This window comes from Agromyces tropicus (assembly GCF_039531345.1).
GTDB classification, from domain to species: domain Bacteria; phylum Actinomycetota; class Actinomycetes; order Actinomycetales; family Microbacteriaceae; genus Agromyces; species Agromyces tropicus.
On sequence record NZ_BAAAPW010000005.1, the window covers coordinates 215,178 to 230,949 of the forward strand.

The following is a 15,772-nucleotide window of genomic DNA, read 5'->3' on the forward strand; positions in this document are numbered from 1 at the left end:
ACCGGTCCCGCGTATCGAAGGAGCTACCGCATGCCCGTCAGCCGGCGCCCACGCGCCGCCGCCATCGCCGCGATCGCCGCACTCGCGATCGCCCCGTTCACCGCGACCGCCCCGGCGGCCGCGGCCGAGCCGTTCCCCGACTTCGTCTACCAGGGCGTCATCACCGACAAGGCGGAGATGCGCTACAACCCGACGAACGAGTTCATCTTCCCGAGCGTGTTCCACGCCGGGGCGTACCTCGACGATCCGCTCGGCGAGTGGTACCTCTACCTCGCCCCGCACGACCGCCCCGCCGGCATCATGCTCATGTACGCCGACAGCCTCGACGGCCCGTGGACCGAGTACGAGGCCAACCCGATCATCGCCAGCGACTGGTCCCCGTACTACGACGTCTCGCACGTCTCGTCGCCCGACGCGATCTGGAACGAGGAGGCCGGCGAGGTCTTCCTCTACTTCCACGGCGAGAACTCCGTGACCCGGTACGCGACGAGCACCGACGGCGTGCACTTCGACTACGGCGACGTCGCCGTCACGAACGCGATGGGCGGGCCGGACGTCACGGAGACGAGCTACGCGCGCGTCTTCGAGCACCCCGACCCGTCGTCCGGGTACCGATACGGCATGTTCTACATGGCGAACTTCACCGACAACCACCGGCACCTGAAGCTCGCCGAGTCCGTCGACGGCCGCACCTGGGACGTGCGGCCCGGCACCGTGGTCGACCCGGGCACCGGGGACAGCGGCAACGTCTCGGGCGGCAACCTCTGGGAGTGGGGCGGAGCGCTCTACGTGATCTACCACAACTCCACCGGCAACGTCATGGCGCGCACCATCGACCCGACGCTCACCGACGTCGGCGACGCGCAGCTGCTGCACCGCTCCAGCGGCGTCGGCGACGACGTCGGCCGGGTCGCTGCGCCGGAGATCCTGTCGCAGGGCGAGGACACCTGGCTCTTCTACGAGTCCGGCGACCGCCTCGGCGCGACCATCGCCTGGGCGAAGGCCGGCCCCGACGTCGAGGGTCCGGGCGGGCCCGACCCGGTCGCCTGGCCCGTCGACCCCGAGAACCCCGTCTTCGAGCAGTGCGCCGCGCCCGGTTCGGACGAGTTCGAGGGCGACGCGCTCTCGGCCGATTGGGACCGCGTCGTCCGTGCGGACGCCGCGCGGCACGCGGTCGCGGACGGCGTGCTCACGATCCCCGCGTACGAGGGCGGCGTGGCCGCGGCATCCCTTCCCCAGCAGGAGCTGCCGGACGGCCCGTGGCAGCTGACCACGAAGGTGACGATCGACGTCGCCGAGCGGTACCAGCAGGCGGGGCTCCTGCTCTACGCCTCCGACACCGTGTACGGCAAGTTCGACCTCGGCCGGGCGACGCCGGGCAAGACCCTGGAGGTCGTGCGGTACCTGAACGGGAACAACCGGCAGGACACCGCCGCACCGGCGGTGCCCGAGGCCGACACCGTGTGGCTCCGGATGACGAGCGACGGCGTCGCGATCCAGTCGAGCGTGTCGTACGACGGCGCGACGTTCACCGACTACGGCCGCCCGTTCCTGTTCTCGGAGACGCCGTTCACCCACGTCGGGCCGTACGCCTTCCGCGGCAGCCTCGGCGCCGAGGAGATCGACGCGACGTTCGACTGGTTCCGCTGGTCGCCGACGCCCGAAGGCTACGAGGCGTGCCTCGCCGAACTGCTGCCGCCCGATGACGAGTCGGCGGCGCCGGCGAAGGCCGTGCTGAGCTCCACGAGCGGTTGGGAGTACGGCCTCGACGACGGGAACTTCGACGTCCGGATGGACCTCTGGTGGGGCGCGAACGCCACCCGGTTCCGGCTCTACCAGGACGACGAGCTCATCGCCACGGTCCCCCTCGAGCCGTCGTCGCCCGAGGCGCAGCACGCGAGCGTGCCGATCACGGGCCTGCCGAACGGCACCTACGAGTTCCGCGGCGAGCTCGCGAACTCGCAGGGCACGACGGCGACCAAGCCGCTCACCGTGAAGGTGACCGACGCCGAGCCGGGCACGCCGAAGCTGTCGGACGACGACTGGGACGGCGACGGCACGTTCACGCTCTCGGCCGACCTCTGGTGGGGCACCAATGCCGACTCGTGGCGGCTGCTGCAGGACGGCGAGGAGATCGCCGCCGGCACGCTGGTCGCGGCGACGCCGGCCGCCCAGCACGTCGAGGTGCCCATCGCGGGCCTCACGGGCGAGCACGTGTTCGTCATGGAGTTCGCCAACGGCGCCGGCACGACCGCGTCGAAGCCGCTCACCGTCGGGTGAGCCGAGCGGGGTCGCGGTGCGCACGGGCGGTGCGCACCGCGGCTCTGTTCATCCCGCTCAGAGCAGCCGCCCGATCAGGCGCGCCGCGCGCGCCGCGCCATCCGTCTCGACATCGCGGTAGTCGACCGTCCGCCCGAGTTCCTCGACCATCGCCGCCGCGAGCGCCTCGGGCTCCAGCTCGTCGTACTCCATGAAGCGGCCGGCCCGGTAGCGATCGAGTCGGGCCCGCACGTGGAAGCGCTGCTCGAAGTGCTCCTGGAGCGGCACGTAGATGAACGGCACCTTGGCGGCGGTGAGTTCCATCGTCGTGGTCAGGCCACCCTGGACGATCGCGAGGTCGCATGCGGCGAGGTGCTCGTGCAGGTTCGGGACGAACGCGCGGTACTCGACGCCCGGCACCTGCGGGAGGGTCGCCGGGTCGATGCGGGGCCCGGTCACCACGATCATCCGCAGGCCCGGGATGACCCGGTGCGCCGCCTCCGCACCCGCGACCACGCGGCGGAGCATCGAGACGCCGACACCCGATCCGCCGACCGCGACGATGACGACGCGCTCGTCGGGGCGGTAGCCGAAGCGCTCGCGCAGCTCGGCCTTGTCGCCGAGCGCGGCGGGGTCGAATCCGGTGATGTAGCCGGAGAAGTCGAAGTGCTCCTCGGTCCAGTCCCGGATCCGCGGCAGGCCGGGGCCGAACGCGTCGGGCACGATGTCGTCGGCGGAGCCGACGAAGACCGCGGCGTCGCGGATGCGCCCGAACCGGTCGACGTGCTCGATCATCTCGAGGTTGTAGTCCGCGGCGACGGCCGCCTCGCGGGGGCCCCTCGACGGCATCGGGAGGTAGCCGACGAAGTCGGTCATCCAGGCGAACGCCCCGCGCTTGAGGTTCGGGTTCTCGAACAGGTAGTGGTCGACGTCCCACGCCTCGTCGGCGATCACGAGGTCGTACTCCCCCGACGCGACGACCTCCTCGAAGACCATGAAGTTGTGCAGCAGGATCTCGTCCATGTCGCGGAGCGACTGGAACACGGCGAGGTCGTGGTCGCCGCTGTCGTGCTCGATGTGCGTGGACTCGCTGGCGAGGGCGGCGGATGCCGGGTGCAGGCGCTCGTTCCAGGCCGCGAGGACCCGCGTCACCGGGTCCTGGGCCAGCCAGTCGATGCGCACGTTCGGGTGCAGCGCACGCAGCTCCTGCGCGATCGCGAGGTCGCGCCTGGCGTGGCCGAGCCCGATCGGCGACGACAGGTACAGCACCGACTGCTCGCGCCCCGGCCCGACCCACCAGGTGCCGTCGAGCCGCGTGGTGCCGAACACGCGATCGGCGAAGGCGCGGATGGCGTGGTTCACGCGGACCGGGAACCGGACGTGGGGCGCGTGGCCGGCGTGCTCGATCTCGAGCAGCTCGGCGCCGGGGATGACCTGCTCCATCGCCCGGGAGGAGGCGAACGACGTGATGCGGTCGTCGGTGCCGTGGATGAGCAGCGTCGGGACCTCGAGCGTCTCGAGGCGACGCCGGACCTCCTCGACCGTGAGGTCGTCGTAGTCGTCGGTGATCGACCACGCGAGCACGTCGGGTCGCTGGTCGAGCCCCCATTCGACGAGGTCGTCCCACGCCTTCGTCGAGTGCGGATCGGAGGCGACCTGCGACATGAAGAATTCCACGAAGTCGGGCCAGTCGCGTTGCCAGTAGTCGACGTCGAACTTCGCCCAGCCCCGGGGCTCCGGGTTCGCCACGGGGTCGTAGCGGACAGCGGGCGCCCGCTCCGGGAGCGGCACGATCCACGGGTGGTGCCCGGCGATGGAGACGATCCCGAGGACCCTTTCCGGATGCGTCGCCACGAGGTTGATCGCGATCTCGCCGCCCATCGAGTAGCCGACGACCACTGCCGACTCCGTCCCCGTCGCGTCGAGCACGGCCACCGCGTCGGCGACGCGGTGGCCGAAGCTGTACCGGCGGGGTTCGAGCGGTCGCGACGAGCGCCCGGCGCCGACGGCGTCGTAGATCACGACCCGGAAGTGCCGCGCGAGGTAGGGCAGCTGCATCTTCCAGACGCGCTCGTGGACGAGCTCCCACGTCGGCAGGAGCAGGATCGTGGGGCCGGCGTCGCCGTAGACCTCGTAGTGGATGGTCGCGCCGGCCCGCTCGACGTCGCCGTCGATCGTCGGCGTCGCGACCTCCATCAGGCGACCGCCCGGTCCATGGCCCGCTCGCCCGCCTCGATGAGGGTGCCGATGGCGCGGAGCGACTCGCGCAGCGGCAGTTCGTCCTCGTGGCCGGAGAGGATCAGGAGCTCGGCGCCGATGAAGGCCGCCGAGGTCAGGGCCACGACCTGCTCGATGCTGAGCGGGCCGAACGAGAAGCCCTGGTCGGCGTGCCGGCGCGCGGCGGTGGTGAGCACCTCGGACCAGCCGTGGATGATGTCGTGCACCCGCTCGCCGATGAGCTCGTTGGACAGGCCCGCCGCCATCATCTCGAGCAGCACGCGCACGTAGCCGGACGCGAGGTCGTCGTCGAGGTAGTCGCACGCGGTCGCCCACTGCTGCGACAGCGGTTCGTCCTCCGCGTACATCGCGCCCTGCCGCTCGAGCAGCTGCGCGTTCTCGGCGTCGAGCATGCTCAGCACGAGCAGCTCCTTGGACCCGAAGTGGTAGTGGATCTGCGAGAGCGGCACGCCGGCGAGGTCGGCGACCTTCCTCGTCGACAGGGCCGCATACCCCTGCTCGACGACCAGTCGACGGGTCGCGTCGAGGATGCTGGCGACGGTCGTGTTGGTCGGCATCTCGCCTTCCCCCTTGTTTCGTTCGGTCGATCGACCGATTTCATGGGGAGGCTACTCCGACCGTTGCGGCGCGTCAAGACCCGGCGCGCCACGCAGCTCCGTGGTGCGCGCGGCGGGCCCCGACAGCCGTCAGGGTGCCGCGTCGCGCGGGTCGTCGGCGAGCAGCCGGTCGAGCAGCCGGTCGAACCGGTCGCGCTCGTCCGTGGAAAGGGGCGCGAGCACGTCGTCCTGCACCGACGCGACGACGACGTCGAGCGCAGCGAGGGCGGCGATGCCGGCATCCGTCGGCGCCACGACGTTGCGCCGCCGGTCGGCGGGGTCGGGCGAGCGCGTCGCCTGCCCGCGCGCGACGAGGGCGTCGACGCCGCCGGCGACGTCGCTCCGGTCGAGGCCGGTGCGGTCGCCGAGCTCGACCTGGCTGGCGGAGCCCGCCTCGACCAGCGCGGCGAGCAGGCGGTACTGACGACCGGTGAACCCGTGCTCGGCGAGGCGCGTCGCGAGGCGCGCGTGCGACCGGCGATGCAGGCGGGCGATGCGCCAGGTCGGCAGGTCGCGCACGCGCTCGGGGGCGGAATCCGGATCGGGCGCGGCGTGACTCGGCGGCATGCGCTGATGCTAGCAAGCACTGTTGGCGCGGCCAACGATCTGTTACGTTGGTGTCACCAACGATTTGAGAGGACGACCCATGCACACCGACCTCCCCTACGGCACCCGCCTCATCGGCCAGACCGAGAAGACGCTCAACGCGATCCTCGAGCGCCTGCTCACCGGAAGCGGCATCGGCGAACGCGAGTGGGTCGCCCTGACCGTCCTGCTGCAGGCCGGACCCGACACGCGGACCGCCGCCTCCGCCCGCGTCGCCGCCGCGCTGAAGCTCGAGCCGCGCGACGGAGCGACGGTGATCGACGCGCTGGCGTCGCGCGATCTGGTCTCGACCACTGTCGACGGCGTGCGTGCCAGCGACGCCGGCCGGGCACTGCACGCCGACGTCCGCGCTCGCGTGGACGAGCTCGTCGAGCGGCTGTGGGGCGACATCCCGTCCGACGAGCGCGCCGCGGCGGCATCCGTGCTCAACCGCACCCTCCGTCGCGCCGCCGACGAGCTCGACGCCCTGAGGGCGTGAGCGCGCCCGCATCACGGCATCAGGCGCTGGAACAGCGATTCGCTCGCCTGTGCGAAGAACGCCGCACCGGCGGCGGACGCGACCGCGGCGACCACGCCCGACGACCAGACCGCGACCCGGTTCAGCCCGTAGAGGTCGCTGAGCCGTTCCGCTCCGAACCCACCGGCGCGCAGGCTGCGATAGTCGAACGTCGCCCCCAGCGCGAGGAAGACCGCGGCGATCTGGCACACCCGGAGGAGGAACGCCGGCGCCGAGTCCTCGCCCCATGAGAACGGGATCAGGATCACGAGCGCCTCGGTCAGGGCCACGATCGCCGCCAGCCGGATCGCCTTGCCCACCGCCGTCTCGCCGAGGAGGACGGGCAGCAGCAGCCCGAACGCGAACCCGTACAGCGGGAACCGCAGGCTGAACACGGCGTCCATCAGCTGGACGAACGTGGCGGCGCCGGCCGCGTCGTCCGCCGTGTCGAAGACGTTCGTCAGCGTCGAGATGGCGAACGGGAGCCCGACGAGCGTCGCGACGAGCGTCCCCACGGCGGCCCGCCGCAGGGGCCGCACCAGGCCGCCCCACGCGAGCGCCCCCGGGCCGCTCCCCGGCGAGCTCGGCTGCTCGACGTCGGAGCGCTCGTCGCTGAGGTGCCGCTGCGCCTCGGCGTACACCCGCTCGTCGGCGTCCGGGCGTGCCGCGCCGCGTTCCAGCGCGGCCATGCGTTGCATCGTGAGTCGTCGTTGGCCGGCGTGCTGCACGTGCACGCGGATGTCCTCCCGGACCGCCGACTCGCTCCCCGAGAACGAGGCGCCGCCGTCGGCCCGCTTCGAGACGAAGCCGGCGCTCCACAGGACGACCACGCCCACCAGCATCGCCACGGGGACGCCGTAGTACGTCACGGACGGCCGGAACAGCGTCAGGGTCGCGATGAGCAGTGCCGCGTACATCGTCCAGATGTGCACGGCGGGGCGGGCACGGACCATCCCCGCGATCACGAGCGTCACGATGGCGATGAGCAGCGGCCAACGGAGCAGGCTGTTCAGCGCCTCCGCCGGGGCGATCGCAGCTCCCTCGATGCTCGAGGCCTGAGCCGGCGCCGAGAACGCCAGAGCGCTGGCCGCGACGCCGAGGATCACGTGGAGTCGCCGACGACGCGCGTCCGGTCCGGGGAGCACCACCCGGACGACGTACCGCGTGATACCGGTGATGACGAGCACGACGATCACCACGGTCAGGATGTGCATCATGACCGAGATCCATTGCACCGACCGGGATGCGCCCTGCGATGAGACCTGCTCGTTGGCGAAGACCAGGAACGCGAGTGGACCGGAGACGGCCAACCCGGAGACGACCGCACGACGACCGCCGAACGCGGAGACCAGGACGGCGGTGCCGATCGCCAGGAGGCCGACGGCCGCGGCGAGCATCGCGACCCGGACCTGCGACTCCACCGAGGGACCCCCGTCCGACGCGATGCCGAGCGTGGATCCGATGGACTCCGCGATCACCGTGACCTGGGTGAGCAGCGCCGTCGCCACCGCCGTCAGCGGGATCACGATCGCCAGCAGCACGCCGTCGCCCAGGGAACCGCGGCTCCGCGCGAGGAGGCGATGGAATCCGAGGGCCCACCCGGCAGCGGCCGTGACGCAGAACGAGATGCTCAGGAGCGCGAGGGACCTGGTGGCGTCGGAGGGCCCGGAGCCGGGCTCGCCCGCGCGCGTCGCATCCACCCACGCGAGCAGCAGCGTGCCGAGCACCGGCATCGTGAACACGACGACCGCAGGGGCGAGGGGCGGCCCGATCGCACGCCACGCGCGCGGGAGCAGGTGCGCCTGCCGCGGGTTGCGCCGGCGCGCGATGCAGAGTCCGCCGTAGAAGACGAGCACCGGGGCCAGGGCCCAGATGCGCCACATCGCGACCACGTCCTGGATCCAGTCCGACGAGGTGACCTCCGAGTCCTTGGGGGTCCGGTCGACGATCGTGATGCTGGCGTCGTCATCGCCGTCCCGATCGGCGATCTCCGGGATCCGCACGACCCGCCCGCTCTTCTCGCTCACCACCTCGATCGGCTCGGCATCGACCATCTCCCAACGCCCGTCGGATGCGATGTTCACTTCGAGGCTCGCCTCGGGCGCCTCGGAGGCCGTGGATCCGTCCGGCAGGCCGTAGCGCAGCTCGAAGCCGCCGGAGGACGGGCTGAACTGGTCGATGCTCCAGTCCGCCTTGAGCCGCAGTCGACCGTCGTCGCTGAGGTCGTAGGAGATGTTGCGCCACGACGCGGGGAGTTCCTCGCCGGCGGTGATGTCGGCGACCGAGACCGATCCGACCGCTTCGTAGAGGAACTCCGGATGGTCGCGGACGACGCGACGGTATTCGTCGTCGGCCGGGAACCACGGGCGGCAGGCCGAGTCCTCCTCGTCCCACATGATCGTGGCGTTGCCGGTGACGGACGTGTCCTGCACGCTGGCGACCAGGGCGATGCCGCGAGGGCACGCGGTGGCGGCCGAGATCGCGTTGGTGATCGGGTCGTCGCTCTCCTCGACCGGTTCACCGCCGGTCCACCTCGACCACAGGCCCTGGAACGCCGGCGCCGTCCCAGGCGACGCGGTTCCGGCGGAACGGGACCCGGCCGATTCCTCCGTCGCCGGGGCGCTCGGGGCGTGCACGATGAGCGCCGCGCCCGCCATGAGCACGGCCACGCCGGCGACGATCCCGGCGATCCTCCAACTCAACGAGCCGTCGGGTCCCACCCCGACGCCGCGCGTCGATTCGTGGTTCTCCGGGTTCCGTGGCTGCTCGTCCATTGCGCTCACCCGATCCGGGCGGTATTCGAGCGGTCGGAGATCGACCGAACACGCGCACCCTAGGCCGGTGCGTGCGCCGTCGGCATCGGGGAACGCCCCGAACCCGCATCAGCGCAGGCCCGGATCGGACCCCCGGTCCCCTCAGTCGCCGGGAAGCGCCGACTCGACCCACGAGCGCAGCTGCGCCGCCGGGACGGCCCCGACCTGCCGGCCCACCTCGACGCCGTCGCGGTAGAGCAGCAGCGTCGGGATCGCCGTGATCGAGTGCCGGCTCGAGACCACCGGCGACCGGTCGGCATCGACCTTCACGACCTTCAGTCGCCCAGCGAGCTCGCGTGAGAGCTGCTCGACCACCGGCGCGATCGCCCGGCACGGACCGCACCAGACCGCCCAGACGTCGACGAGCACGAGCACGCGGCTCGCGACCGCGTCGTCGAAGCTCAGGTCGCCGGCCTCGACGAGCCAGGGCAGGTCGGCGTGGCAGTTCGAGCACCGCACGCGGCCCCGGCCGCTGAACGGGACGCGGTTGCGGGTGCCGCACGCCGGGCAGGTGACGACCTCGCCCGGTCGGCCGCTCGTCGCCATGGCGCTACGCCTGCCGGGTCCGCGCGTAGTGACGTCGGGCCTTCGCCCGGTTGCCGCAGGTCTCCATCGAGTGCCACTTGCGCGAGTTGGCGCGGCTCGTGTCGATGAGGAAGTGCTGGCAGTCCGACGCGGCGCAGGGCCGGATCCGGGAACCGTCGGGACCCTGCAGGCTCGCCCACTCGAGCATGGCTCGAGCGCCCACGTACCGGGCGGGGTCGATCTCGTCGCGCCAGGTGACGCCGTCGACGTCGAAGACCGGATGCCTCGCCACGGCGCCGGTCCAGGGGGCGAGGTCATCGAGTCCGCGTTCGCCGCGCAGGAAGTCGACCAGCACGGGGCGCACGGCCCGTGCGTCGTCGACCTCGGCAGCGGTCCCCTCCCCGCCGTGGGCGATCACCCACGCGGACGCGGCGGCATCCGTCCCGAGGTCGTCCTGCACGCGGTCGGGCCAGACGATGCGCGAGTTGACCAGGTCGAGCAGCATCGAGCGCTCGGCATCCGTCGTCATGGGTGCTCCCGTCCGTTCGGCTGGCGGAGTCTCCGCGTTCACCGAAGATTCTAACCCCCATGCTTCACAGAAGTGGTTTGGATTGCTATCGTTGCGACCGAACCTAACCGGCTTGAACAGATGATCCGGTTAGCAGAGACAAGGAGCAGCACATGCCGTACGTGACCACCGGGACCGAGAACTCCGGCAGCATCGACCTGTACTACGAGGACCACGGCAGCGGGCAGCCGGTCGTGATGATCCACGGCTACCCGCTCGACGGGTCGTCGTGGGAGAAGCAGTCGGCTGCACTCCTACAGGCCGGGTACCGGGTCATCACATACGATCGGCGCGGCTTCGGCCGCTCGTCCAAGCCGACCACCGGCTACGACTACGACACGTTCGCCGCGGACCTCAAGGCCGTGCTCGACACGCTCGACCTTCGCGAGGTCGTGCTCGTCGGCTTCTCGATGGGCACCGGCGAGGTCGGGCGCTACCTGGGCACGTACGGCAGCGACCGCATCGCGAAGGCTGCGTTCCTCGGCTCGCTCGAGCCGTACCTGCTGCAGGCCGACGACAACCCGACCGGCGTGCCGGCCGACGTCTTCGCCGGCATCGAGCAGGCCGCGACGGACGACCGATTCGCGTGGTTCGACCAGTTCTACCAGGACTTCTACAACCTCGACGAGAACCTCGGCACCCGCATCAGCGAGGCGGCCGTGCGCGGCAGCTGGGCCACCGCGGCCGGCGCGAGCTGGTACGCCGCCTCCGCAGTCGTGCACACGTGGCACGAGGACTTCCGCGCCGACGTCGACCGGATCGACGTGCCCGCGCTGATCCTGCACGGCACGGCCGACCGGATCCTGCCGATCGACGCGACCGCGCGCGAGTTCACGAAGCGACTCCCGTCCGCGACCTACGTCGAGCTCGAGGGCGCTCCGCACGGCCTGCTGTGGACGCACGCCGACGAGGTCAACGAGGCCCTGCTCGCGTTCGTGCGCGCCTGACCGTCGTCGTCACGAGGGGTCCGGCCGACCCGGGCCCCTCGGGCACGCCGGCGGGCGCGCCTGCCGGACCTCAGCCCCGCGCGTCCTCGAGATGCGCCTTGCCGCGGCTCAGCACCTTCACGACGAGGTCGTGGCGGCGGAGCGCCCGGATGGTGCGGGCGACCTCGTCGGGCGATCGCCCGAGGGCGCGCTCGTTCGCGACCACGAGCACGTCACCCGAGCGCAGGGTCGCGAAGAGCCGGCCGAGCCGCTGCTCCCACGACTCGGGCATGTCGGGCATCGGGTGCTTGAAGTCGAGGATGTCGACGCCGAACCGCGCGAGATCGTTGCGCTGCTCGACGACCGACGGCATGTCGTCGCGGGCGACGACGAGGCCGACGAGCCGCGAACCCTCCGGCCGCGCCTTCCACCAGTCGTGGTGCTGCTGCAGCTCCTCGAAGCACTCGGGGCAGCCGATCGCGTGGTGGCCGGGCGTGTGGGCGCCGCCCGCGGCATCCGCCGCCGCCCCGGCCGCCGCGGCATCCGTCGTCGTCCCGGCCCGCTGCTCACCCATGTCGTCCACCCTCGTCGGCCTCTCCGCGTCGGTTCCATTCTCGCCGAGACCCGGGCCCGGCGCACACCCGCCCGCCCCACGCGACCCCTTCCCCGCCGTCCCCGCTCGGCGTAGCCTGCCCTCCATCGCGCATGGGGCGCGGACGGACGAGGGGGTTCCGATGGCGGAGGTGGCACCGATCCGACCGTGCCCGTGGGGCGACGGCCGGGCACGCGAGGCGATGGCGTACGACGTCGAGGTCTTCCCCGAGCTCGAGGGGGCGTGAGCGACTGATGCCGCGGAACCCCGACATCCCGGACGCCTTCGACGTCTACACGCTCGTCGTGCTGCGCCGGCCGGACGACGCGCCCCAGCTCTCCGATGACGAGCTCGACACGCTGCAGGCGAGACACCTCGCGTACCGCGCCGAGCTCCGGCGCCGCGGCATGATCGTCGCGAACGGCCCGTTCGGCGAGCAGAGCGACCTGTCGTACCGAGGCCTGTCGATCTTCGCGTGCGACCTCGCCGAGGCCGCACGGCTCTCCGACGGCGACCCGTCGGTCGTCGCGGGCCGCCTCACGTACGACGTCATGGAGTGGTGGGTCGCGGCGGGCACGTTCGCCTTCCCGCAGGCCGGCGGCCCCGTGGGCGATCGACGGGAGATGCCGGGGGTCTGAGCCCCGACTGCCGACGACTACGAGGACCACGTGGTTCGGTCGCGCCCGGTCTCGCGTCACGATGTGCGGGACGGCAGCGCCCATCCGGGCCGATCCACGCCGTCACCGAGTGTGAGGAAGGTCCACCATGCACGCCACGAACCCCCGGAGCCGTCGTGGCCCGATCCGCCTGGCGCTCGCCGCAGCGGGCGTCGTCGCCGCCGTCGCGCTCGCGGCGGCGGTGCCCGCCGCGGCCGACGCCGCGCGCGCGCCGGCCGAACCGAAGCCGACCATCGTGCTCGTCCACGGCGCGTTCGCCGACGCCTCGGGCTGGAACGACGTGACGGAACGCCTGCAGAAGCGCGGCTACACCGTGCTCGCGGCGGCGAACCCGTTGCGCGGCCTGCTGACGGATGCCGCGTACGTCCGCTCCGTCCTCGAGACCATCGACGGCCCGATCGTGCTCGTCGGTCATTCGTACGGCGGCGCCGTCATTACGAACGCCGCGACCGACAACGAGAACGTCACCGCCCTGGTCTACGTCGCCGCCTACGCGCTCGACGAGGGTGAGCGGCTCGTCGACGCCAACGCACTCGGCGGCGGCCACACGGACCTCGCCGACCACCTGGTGATCAGGCCCTACCCGGGTGCCCCCGAGGGCGACGCCGACGGCTACATCGACCCGGCGTACTTCCACGAGCTCTTCGCCGGCGACCTGCCGAAGAAGCAGGCCGCGGTGATGGCGGCGTCGCAGCGCCCAGCGGCACTGCAGGCCCTGTTCACGCCGTCGGGCGTGCCCGCGTGGAAGTCGATCCCGAGCTGGTACATCGTCGCCTCGCAGGACCACACGATCCCGCCCGAGGCCGAGCGGGTCATGGCCGAGCGCGCCGGCTCGACCACGATCGAGCTCGACAGCTCGCACGTGGCGATGATCAGCCATCCGGCCGACGTCGCCGACGTGATCCTCGACGCCGCCGAATGATCGTCGCCGCCGCGGCATCCGCCGGGTCGCGACGGATGCCGCGGCGCTCGCGCACGGCCCGTCTACGCGGTCTCGGCCGCGACGCGCGGCCGGCGCCAACCGGTGACGAGCAGCCAGGCGGTGAAGGAGAGCTCGGCGACCACCGACGGCAGGGCCACGACCAGGAGCATCACGTCCGCGATCGCGGCGTAGTCGGGCAGCAGCGTGACCGCCATCGTGTCGAGGCCGTACGCGACTCCCGCGACGACCAGCGCCCAGCCGAGCCAGGTCGGCGCGAGTCCCGACGCGGTGATCAGGCGTCCGAGCAGCACGAGGTGGACGCCGAACGCGACGAGCCCCACGAGCCACGCGTAGTCGAACGCCTCGAACATGAGCATCCCGGCCTCGGGGCCCATCGTGCCGCTGCCGGGCCCGCCGGTGACCAGCTGCAGTCCGAGGAACATGAAGACCGCCGCGACGCCGAGCATCAGCGTGTAGACGATGCGGAACCATGCGGCCAGCAGGGAGCGGTCGCGCCCGGCGGGCCGGAAGAGCACGTACAGCGCCCACGCGATCGGCACGTCGACGAGGAACACGACGACGAACGCCGCGAGGCCGGCTCGGAAGAGGGACTCGGATGCCGCGACGTCCGCCGCCGTCGCCACCGCGTCGCCGGGGTGCACGAGCGACCCGCGGACGACGAAGTTCGCGAAGATCGCGAGCACGAAGATCGCGAGGTAGCCGATCCCGGCGACGCGGGCCGCACGCCGACGGACCTGCGGGTCGTCGGCGCGTCCGGTCGCGTGCGGGATGAGTGCGTCGGTGGTCATGGGTTCCTCCAGGTCGTGGTCCGAGGCGGTTTCGTACTAAGTACGATTCGGATGGCGGACACGCTACTCGTACTTAGTACGATGAGTCAAGGACGACCGGCAGAATGGAGTCCATGACCGACGACACGCCCCCCGCGCGGACCCACGTCCGCGGCTCGCTGGACCGCGACCGGGTGCTCCGCGGCGCGATCGGGTTCGCCGACCGCGAGGGCATCGAGCCGCTCACCATCCGCCGTCTCGCCGACCACCTCGGCGTGAAGCCCATGACGATCTACCACTACGTCGCGAACAAGGAGGCGATCATCGACGGCATGATCGACCTCGTCTTCGACGAGATCGATCGCCCGGCCGAGGACGGTCCGTGGCGCGCAGGCATCCGGGCCCGCGCGTCATCGCTGCGGGAGGTGCTGCGGCGGCACCCCTGGGCGACCCCGCTCATGGAATCGCGCACGAGTCCGGGCGCCGCGACGCTCGGGCACCACGACGCGGTGCTCGCCTGCTGGTTCCGCTCGGGACTGCCCCTCGAGCTCATCGCGCACGGGCTCGCCGTGGTCGACGCGTTCGTCTACGGGTTCGCGCTCCAGGAGGCTGCGCTTCCGTTCGGCGACCGGCCGGGCGACCTGACCGGCGCGGCGGAGGAGATCGTCGTCCCGCTCCCCGAGGGCGAGCACGTCCACCTCGCTCGCTTCACGCAGGAGTACGTCCTGCAGCCGGGCTACGACTTCGGCCGCTCGTTCGACTTCGGGCTCGACCTCATCCTCGACGGCATCGAGGCGGCCGCGGCGCGGTAGGACGCCCCGCCTCGGCGAACCGTTGCGGCGGGGCCCTCACCGTCGCAGCGACCCGCAGGACGCCGTCACGGATCCGCTCGCCCGGTACTTCGGTACCGGGCCGCGCTACAGCCCCTCCGCGATCTCCTTGATCGCGGCCAGGCGACGGTCCCACTCGGCGCCGATGGCCTCGAGCCGGCGTGCGGTCTCGGAGAGCTGCGCGCCGAGCACGCGGTAGCGCACCTCGCGACCGACGCGCACGGACTCGACGAGCCCGACCTCCTGCAGCACCGAGAGGTGCTTCGCGATGGCCTGGCGGGTCACCGGCAGGCGCCCGGCGAGGGCGGACGCGGAGGCGTCGCCCTCGCCGAGCGCGGCCAGGATGCTCCACCGGGTCTCGTCGCCGAGCGCCGCGAACACCGGGACCAGCGTCCCCGCGGTCATGCGTCGCCCTCGAGCAGCGCGACGAGCTTGTCGAGCTCGGCGACCCAGCCGCCCGCGTGCTCGGCCATGTTGACGGACGGGTCGGAGGTGCGCTCGAACCCGGTCTCGACCACGGTGAGCTCGGTACCGTCGGCGACCTCCGCGAGCGTGAAGGTGAAGACGGTCGAGGTCTCCTCGTCGACGTGGTCGGGCAGCCGGCCGAGCGCGTCGTCGTTGCCCCAGCGGTAGGTCACCGATCGCGGCGCGTCCAGCGCCTCGACGCGGATCGGCACCGCGCCGTACCCCTCGAAGGTCATGGTGCCCTCCGCGCCGACGCCGGAGCCGGCCAGCACCGTCCGGCCGAACCACCGCGAGATGTGCTCCGGCTCGGTCACGGCCCGCCAGACCTTCTCAATGGGCGCCGCGATGCGGATGGTGCGTCGGACGGTGTAGGTGCCCTCGTCGACGACGGATGCCGGGTTGTCGGTCATGGTCATGGTCCTCGGTCCTCTCGTGATCTGCAACTGAATGATTGCATCAATTTCGCGGGAA

The 15,772-nt window shown here is 71.9% G+C and carries 16 protein-coding genes; 6 read left to right on the plus strand and 10 right to left on the minus strand.

What is annotated here, in order from left to right:
- Positions 1 to 30 precede the first annotated feature (30 nt).
- Entirely contained in the window at positions 31 to 2,280 is a 2,250-nt protein-coding gene (locus tag ABD230_RS15330; RefSeq protein ID WP_344376294.1) for a beta-xylosidase family glycoside hydrolase, read from the plus strand.
- A 57-nt stretch (positions 2,281 to 2,337) separates the two neighbouring features.
- On the opposite strand, the gene ABD230_RS15335 is transcribed toward ABD230_RS15330, so the two are convergent.
- The 3 genes from ABD230_RS15335 to ABD230_RS15345 form a co-directional block, all read right to left on the minus strand.
- On the minus strand, positions 2,338 to 4,455 hold the full coding sequence (locus ABD230_RS15335) for an alpha/beta fold hydrolase (protein ID WP_344376297.1): 2,118 nt from the start codon (positions 4,453 to 4,455) through the stop codon (positions 2,338 to 2,340).
- Positions 4,455 to 5,054: a TetR/AcrR family transcriptional regulator gene (locus ABD230_RS15340; RefSeq protein ID WP_344376299.1), complete on the minus strand. Its 600-nt coding sequence runs from the start codon at positions 5,052 to 5,054 to the stop codon at positions 4,455 to 4,457. The genes ABD230_RS15335 and ABD230_RS15340 overlap by 1 nt, the downstream gene beginning before the upstream one ends.
- A 129-nt stretch (positions 5,055 to 5,183) precedes the next feature.
- Entirely contained in the window at positions 5,184 to 5,660 is a 477-nt protein-coding gene (locus tag ABD230_RS15345; protein WP_344376301.1) for a MarR family winged helix-turn-helix transcriptional regulator, read from the minus strand.
- A 79-nt stretch (positions 5,661 to 5,739) separates the two neighbouring features.
- On the opposite strand from ABD230_RS15345, the gene ABD230_RS15350 reads away from it, so the two are divergent.
- Positions 5,740 to 6,177, plus strand: coding sequence for a hypothetical protein (locus ABD230_RS15350; protein WP_344376303.1), 438 nt, complete (start codon positions 5,740 to 5,742; stop codon positions 6,175 to 6,177).
- Between the two features lie 11 nt (positions 6,178 to 6,188).
- Here the strand turns inward: ABD230_RS15350 and ABD230_RS15355 are convergent, their stop codons facing one another.
- The 3 genes from ABD230_RS15355 to ABD230_RS15365 form a co-directional block, all read right to left on the minus strand.
- Complete coding sequence (locus ABD230_RS15355) at positions 6,189 to 8,969, minus strand: hypothetical protein (protein ID WP_344376305.1); 2,781 nt, start codon at positions 8,967 to 8,969, stop codon at positions 6,189 to 6,191.
- A 141-nt stretch (positions 8,970 to 9,110) separates the two neighbouring features.
- The gene (gene trxA, locus ABD230_RS15360) at positions 9,111 to 9,554 is read right to left on the minus strand and encodes a thioredoxin (RefSeq protein WP_344376307.1); all 444 of its coding nucleotides are present in this window, start codon (positions 9,552 to 9,554) and stop codon (positions 9,111 to 9,113) included.
- A 4-nt stretch (positions 9,555 to 9,558) separates the two neighbouring features.
- On the minus strand, positions 9,559 to 10,062 hold the full coding sequence (locus tag ABD230_RS15365; RefSeq protein WP_344376311.1) for a CGNR zinc finger domain-containing protein: 504 nt from the start codon (positions 10,060 to 10,062) through the stop codon (positions 9,559 to 9,561).
- A gap of 152 nt (positions 10,063 to 10,214) precedes the next feature.
- Here ABD230_RS15365 and ABD230_RS15370 point away from each other — a divergent pair, with 152 nt between their 5' ends.
- Positions 10,215 to 11,048, plus strand: a complete 834-nt coding sequence (locus ABD230_RS15370) for an alpha/beta fold hydrolase (protein WP_344376314.1) — start codon at positions 10,215 to 10,217, stop codon at positions 11,046 to 11,048.
- A gap of 70 nt (positions 11,049 to 11,118) precedes the next feature.
- Here the strand turns inward: ABD230_RS15370 and ABD230_RS15375 are convergent, their stop codons facing one another.
- Positions 11,119 to 11,601: a recombinase family protein gene (locus tag ABD230_RS15375; protein ID WP_344376317.1), complete on the minus strand. Its 483-nt coding sequence runs from the start codon at positions 11,599 to 11,601 to the stop codon at positions 11,119 to 11,121.
- A 272-nt stretch (positions 11,602 to 11,873) separates the two neighbouring features.
- On the opposite strand from ABD230_RS15375, the gene ABD230_RS15380 reads away from it, so the two are divergent.
- Positions 11,874 to 12,257 carry a YciI family protein gene (locus tag ABD230_RS15380; RefSeq protein WP_344376319.1) on the plus strand — a complete coding sequence of 128 codons (384 nt, stop codon included), beginning with the start codon at positions 11,874 to 11,876 and terminating at the stop codon, positions 12,255 to 12,257.
- 127 nt (positions 12,258 to 12,384) lie between these two features.
- Positions 12,385 to 13,218 carry an alpha/beta fold hydrolase gene (locus tag ABD230_RS15385; RefSeq protein ID WP_344376322.1) on the plus strand — a complete coding sequence of 278 codons (834 nt, stop codon included), beginning with the start codon at positions 12,385 to 12,387 and terminating at the stop codon, positions 13,216 to 13,218.
- Between the two features lie 62 nt (positions 13,219 to 13,280).
- Here ABD230_RS15385 and ABD230_RS15390 read toward each other — a convergent pair whose 3' ends face one another.
- The gene (locus ABD230_RS15390) at positions 13,281 to 14,027 is read right to left on the minus strand and encodes a DUF4386 domain-containing protein (RefSeq protein WP_344376324.1); all 747 of its coding nucleotides are present in this window, start codon (positions 14,025 to 14,027) and stop codon (positions 13,281 to 13,283) included.
- A 113-nt stretch (positions 14,028 to 14,140) separates the two neighbouring features.
- On the opposite strand from ABD230_RS15390, the gene ABD230_RS15395 reads away from it, so the two are divergent.
- The gene (locus tag ABD230_RS15395; RefSeq protein WP_344376328.1) at positions 14,141 to 14,818 is read left to right on the plus strand and encodes a TetR/AcrR family transcriptional regulator; all 678 of its coding nucleotides are present in this window, start codon (positions 14,141 to 14,143) and stop codon (positions 14,816 to 14,818) included.
- A gap of 105 nt (positions 14,819 to 14,923) precedes the next feature.
- On the opposite strand, the gene ABD230_RS15400 is transcribed toward ABD230_RS15395, so the two are convergent.
- On the minus strand, positions 14,924 to 15,241 hold the full coding sequence (locus tag ABD230_RS15400) for an ArsR/SmtB family transcription factor (protein ID WP_344376331.1): 318 nt from the start codon (positions 15,239 to 15,241) through the stop codon (positions 14,924 to 14,926).
- A complete protein-coding gene (locus ABD230_RS15405) occupies positions 15,238 to 15,717 on the minus strand; it encodes an SRPBCC domain-containing protein (protein WP_344376338.1) in 480 nt (159 codons plus the stop codon). The genes ABD230_RS15400 and ABD230_RS15405 overlap by 4 nt, the downstream gene beginning before the upstream one ends.
- Positions 15,718 to 15,772 lie beyond the last annotated feature (55 nt).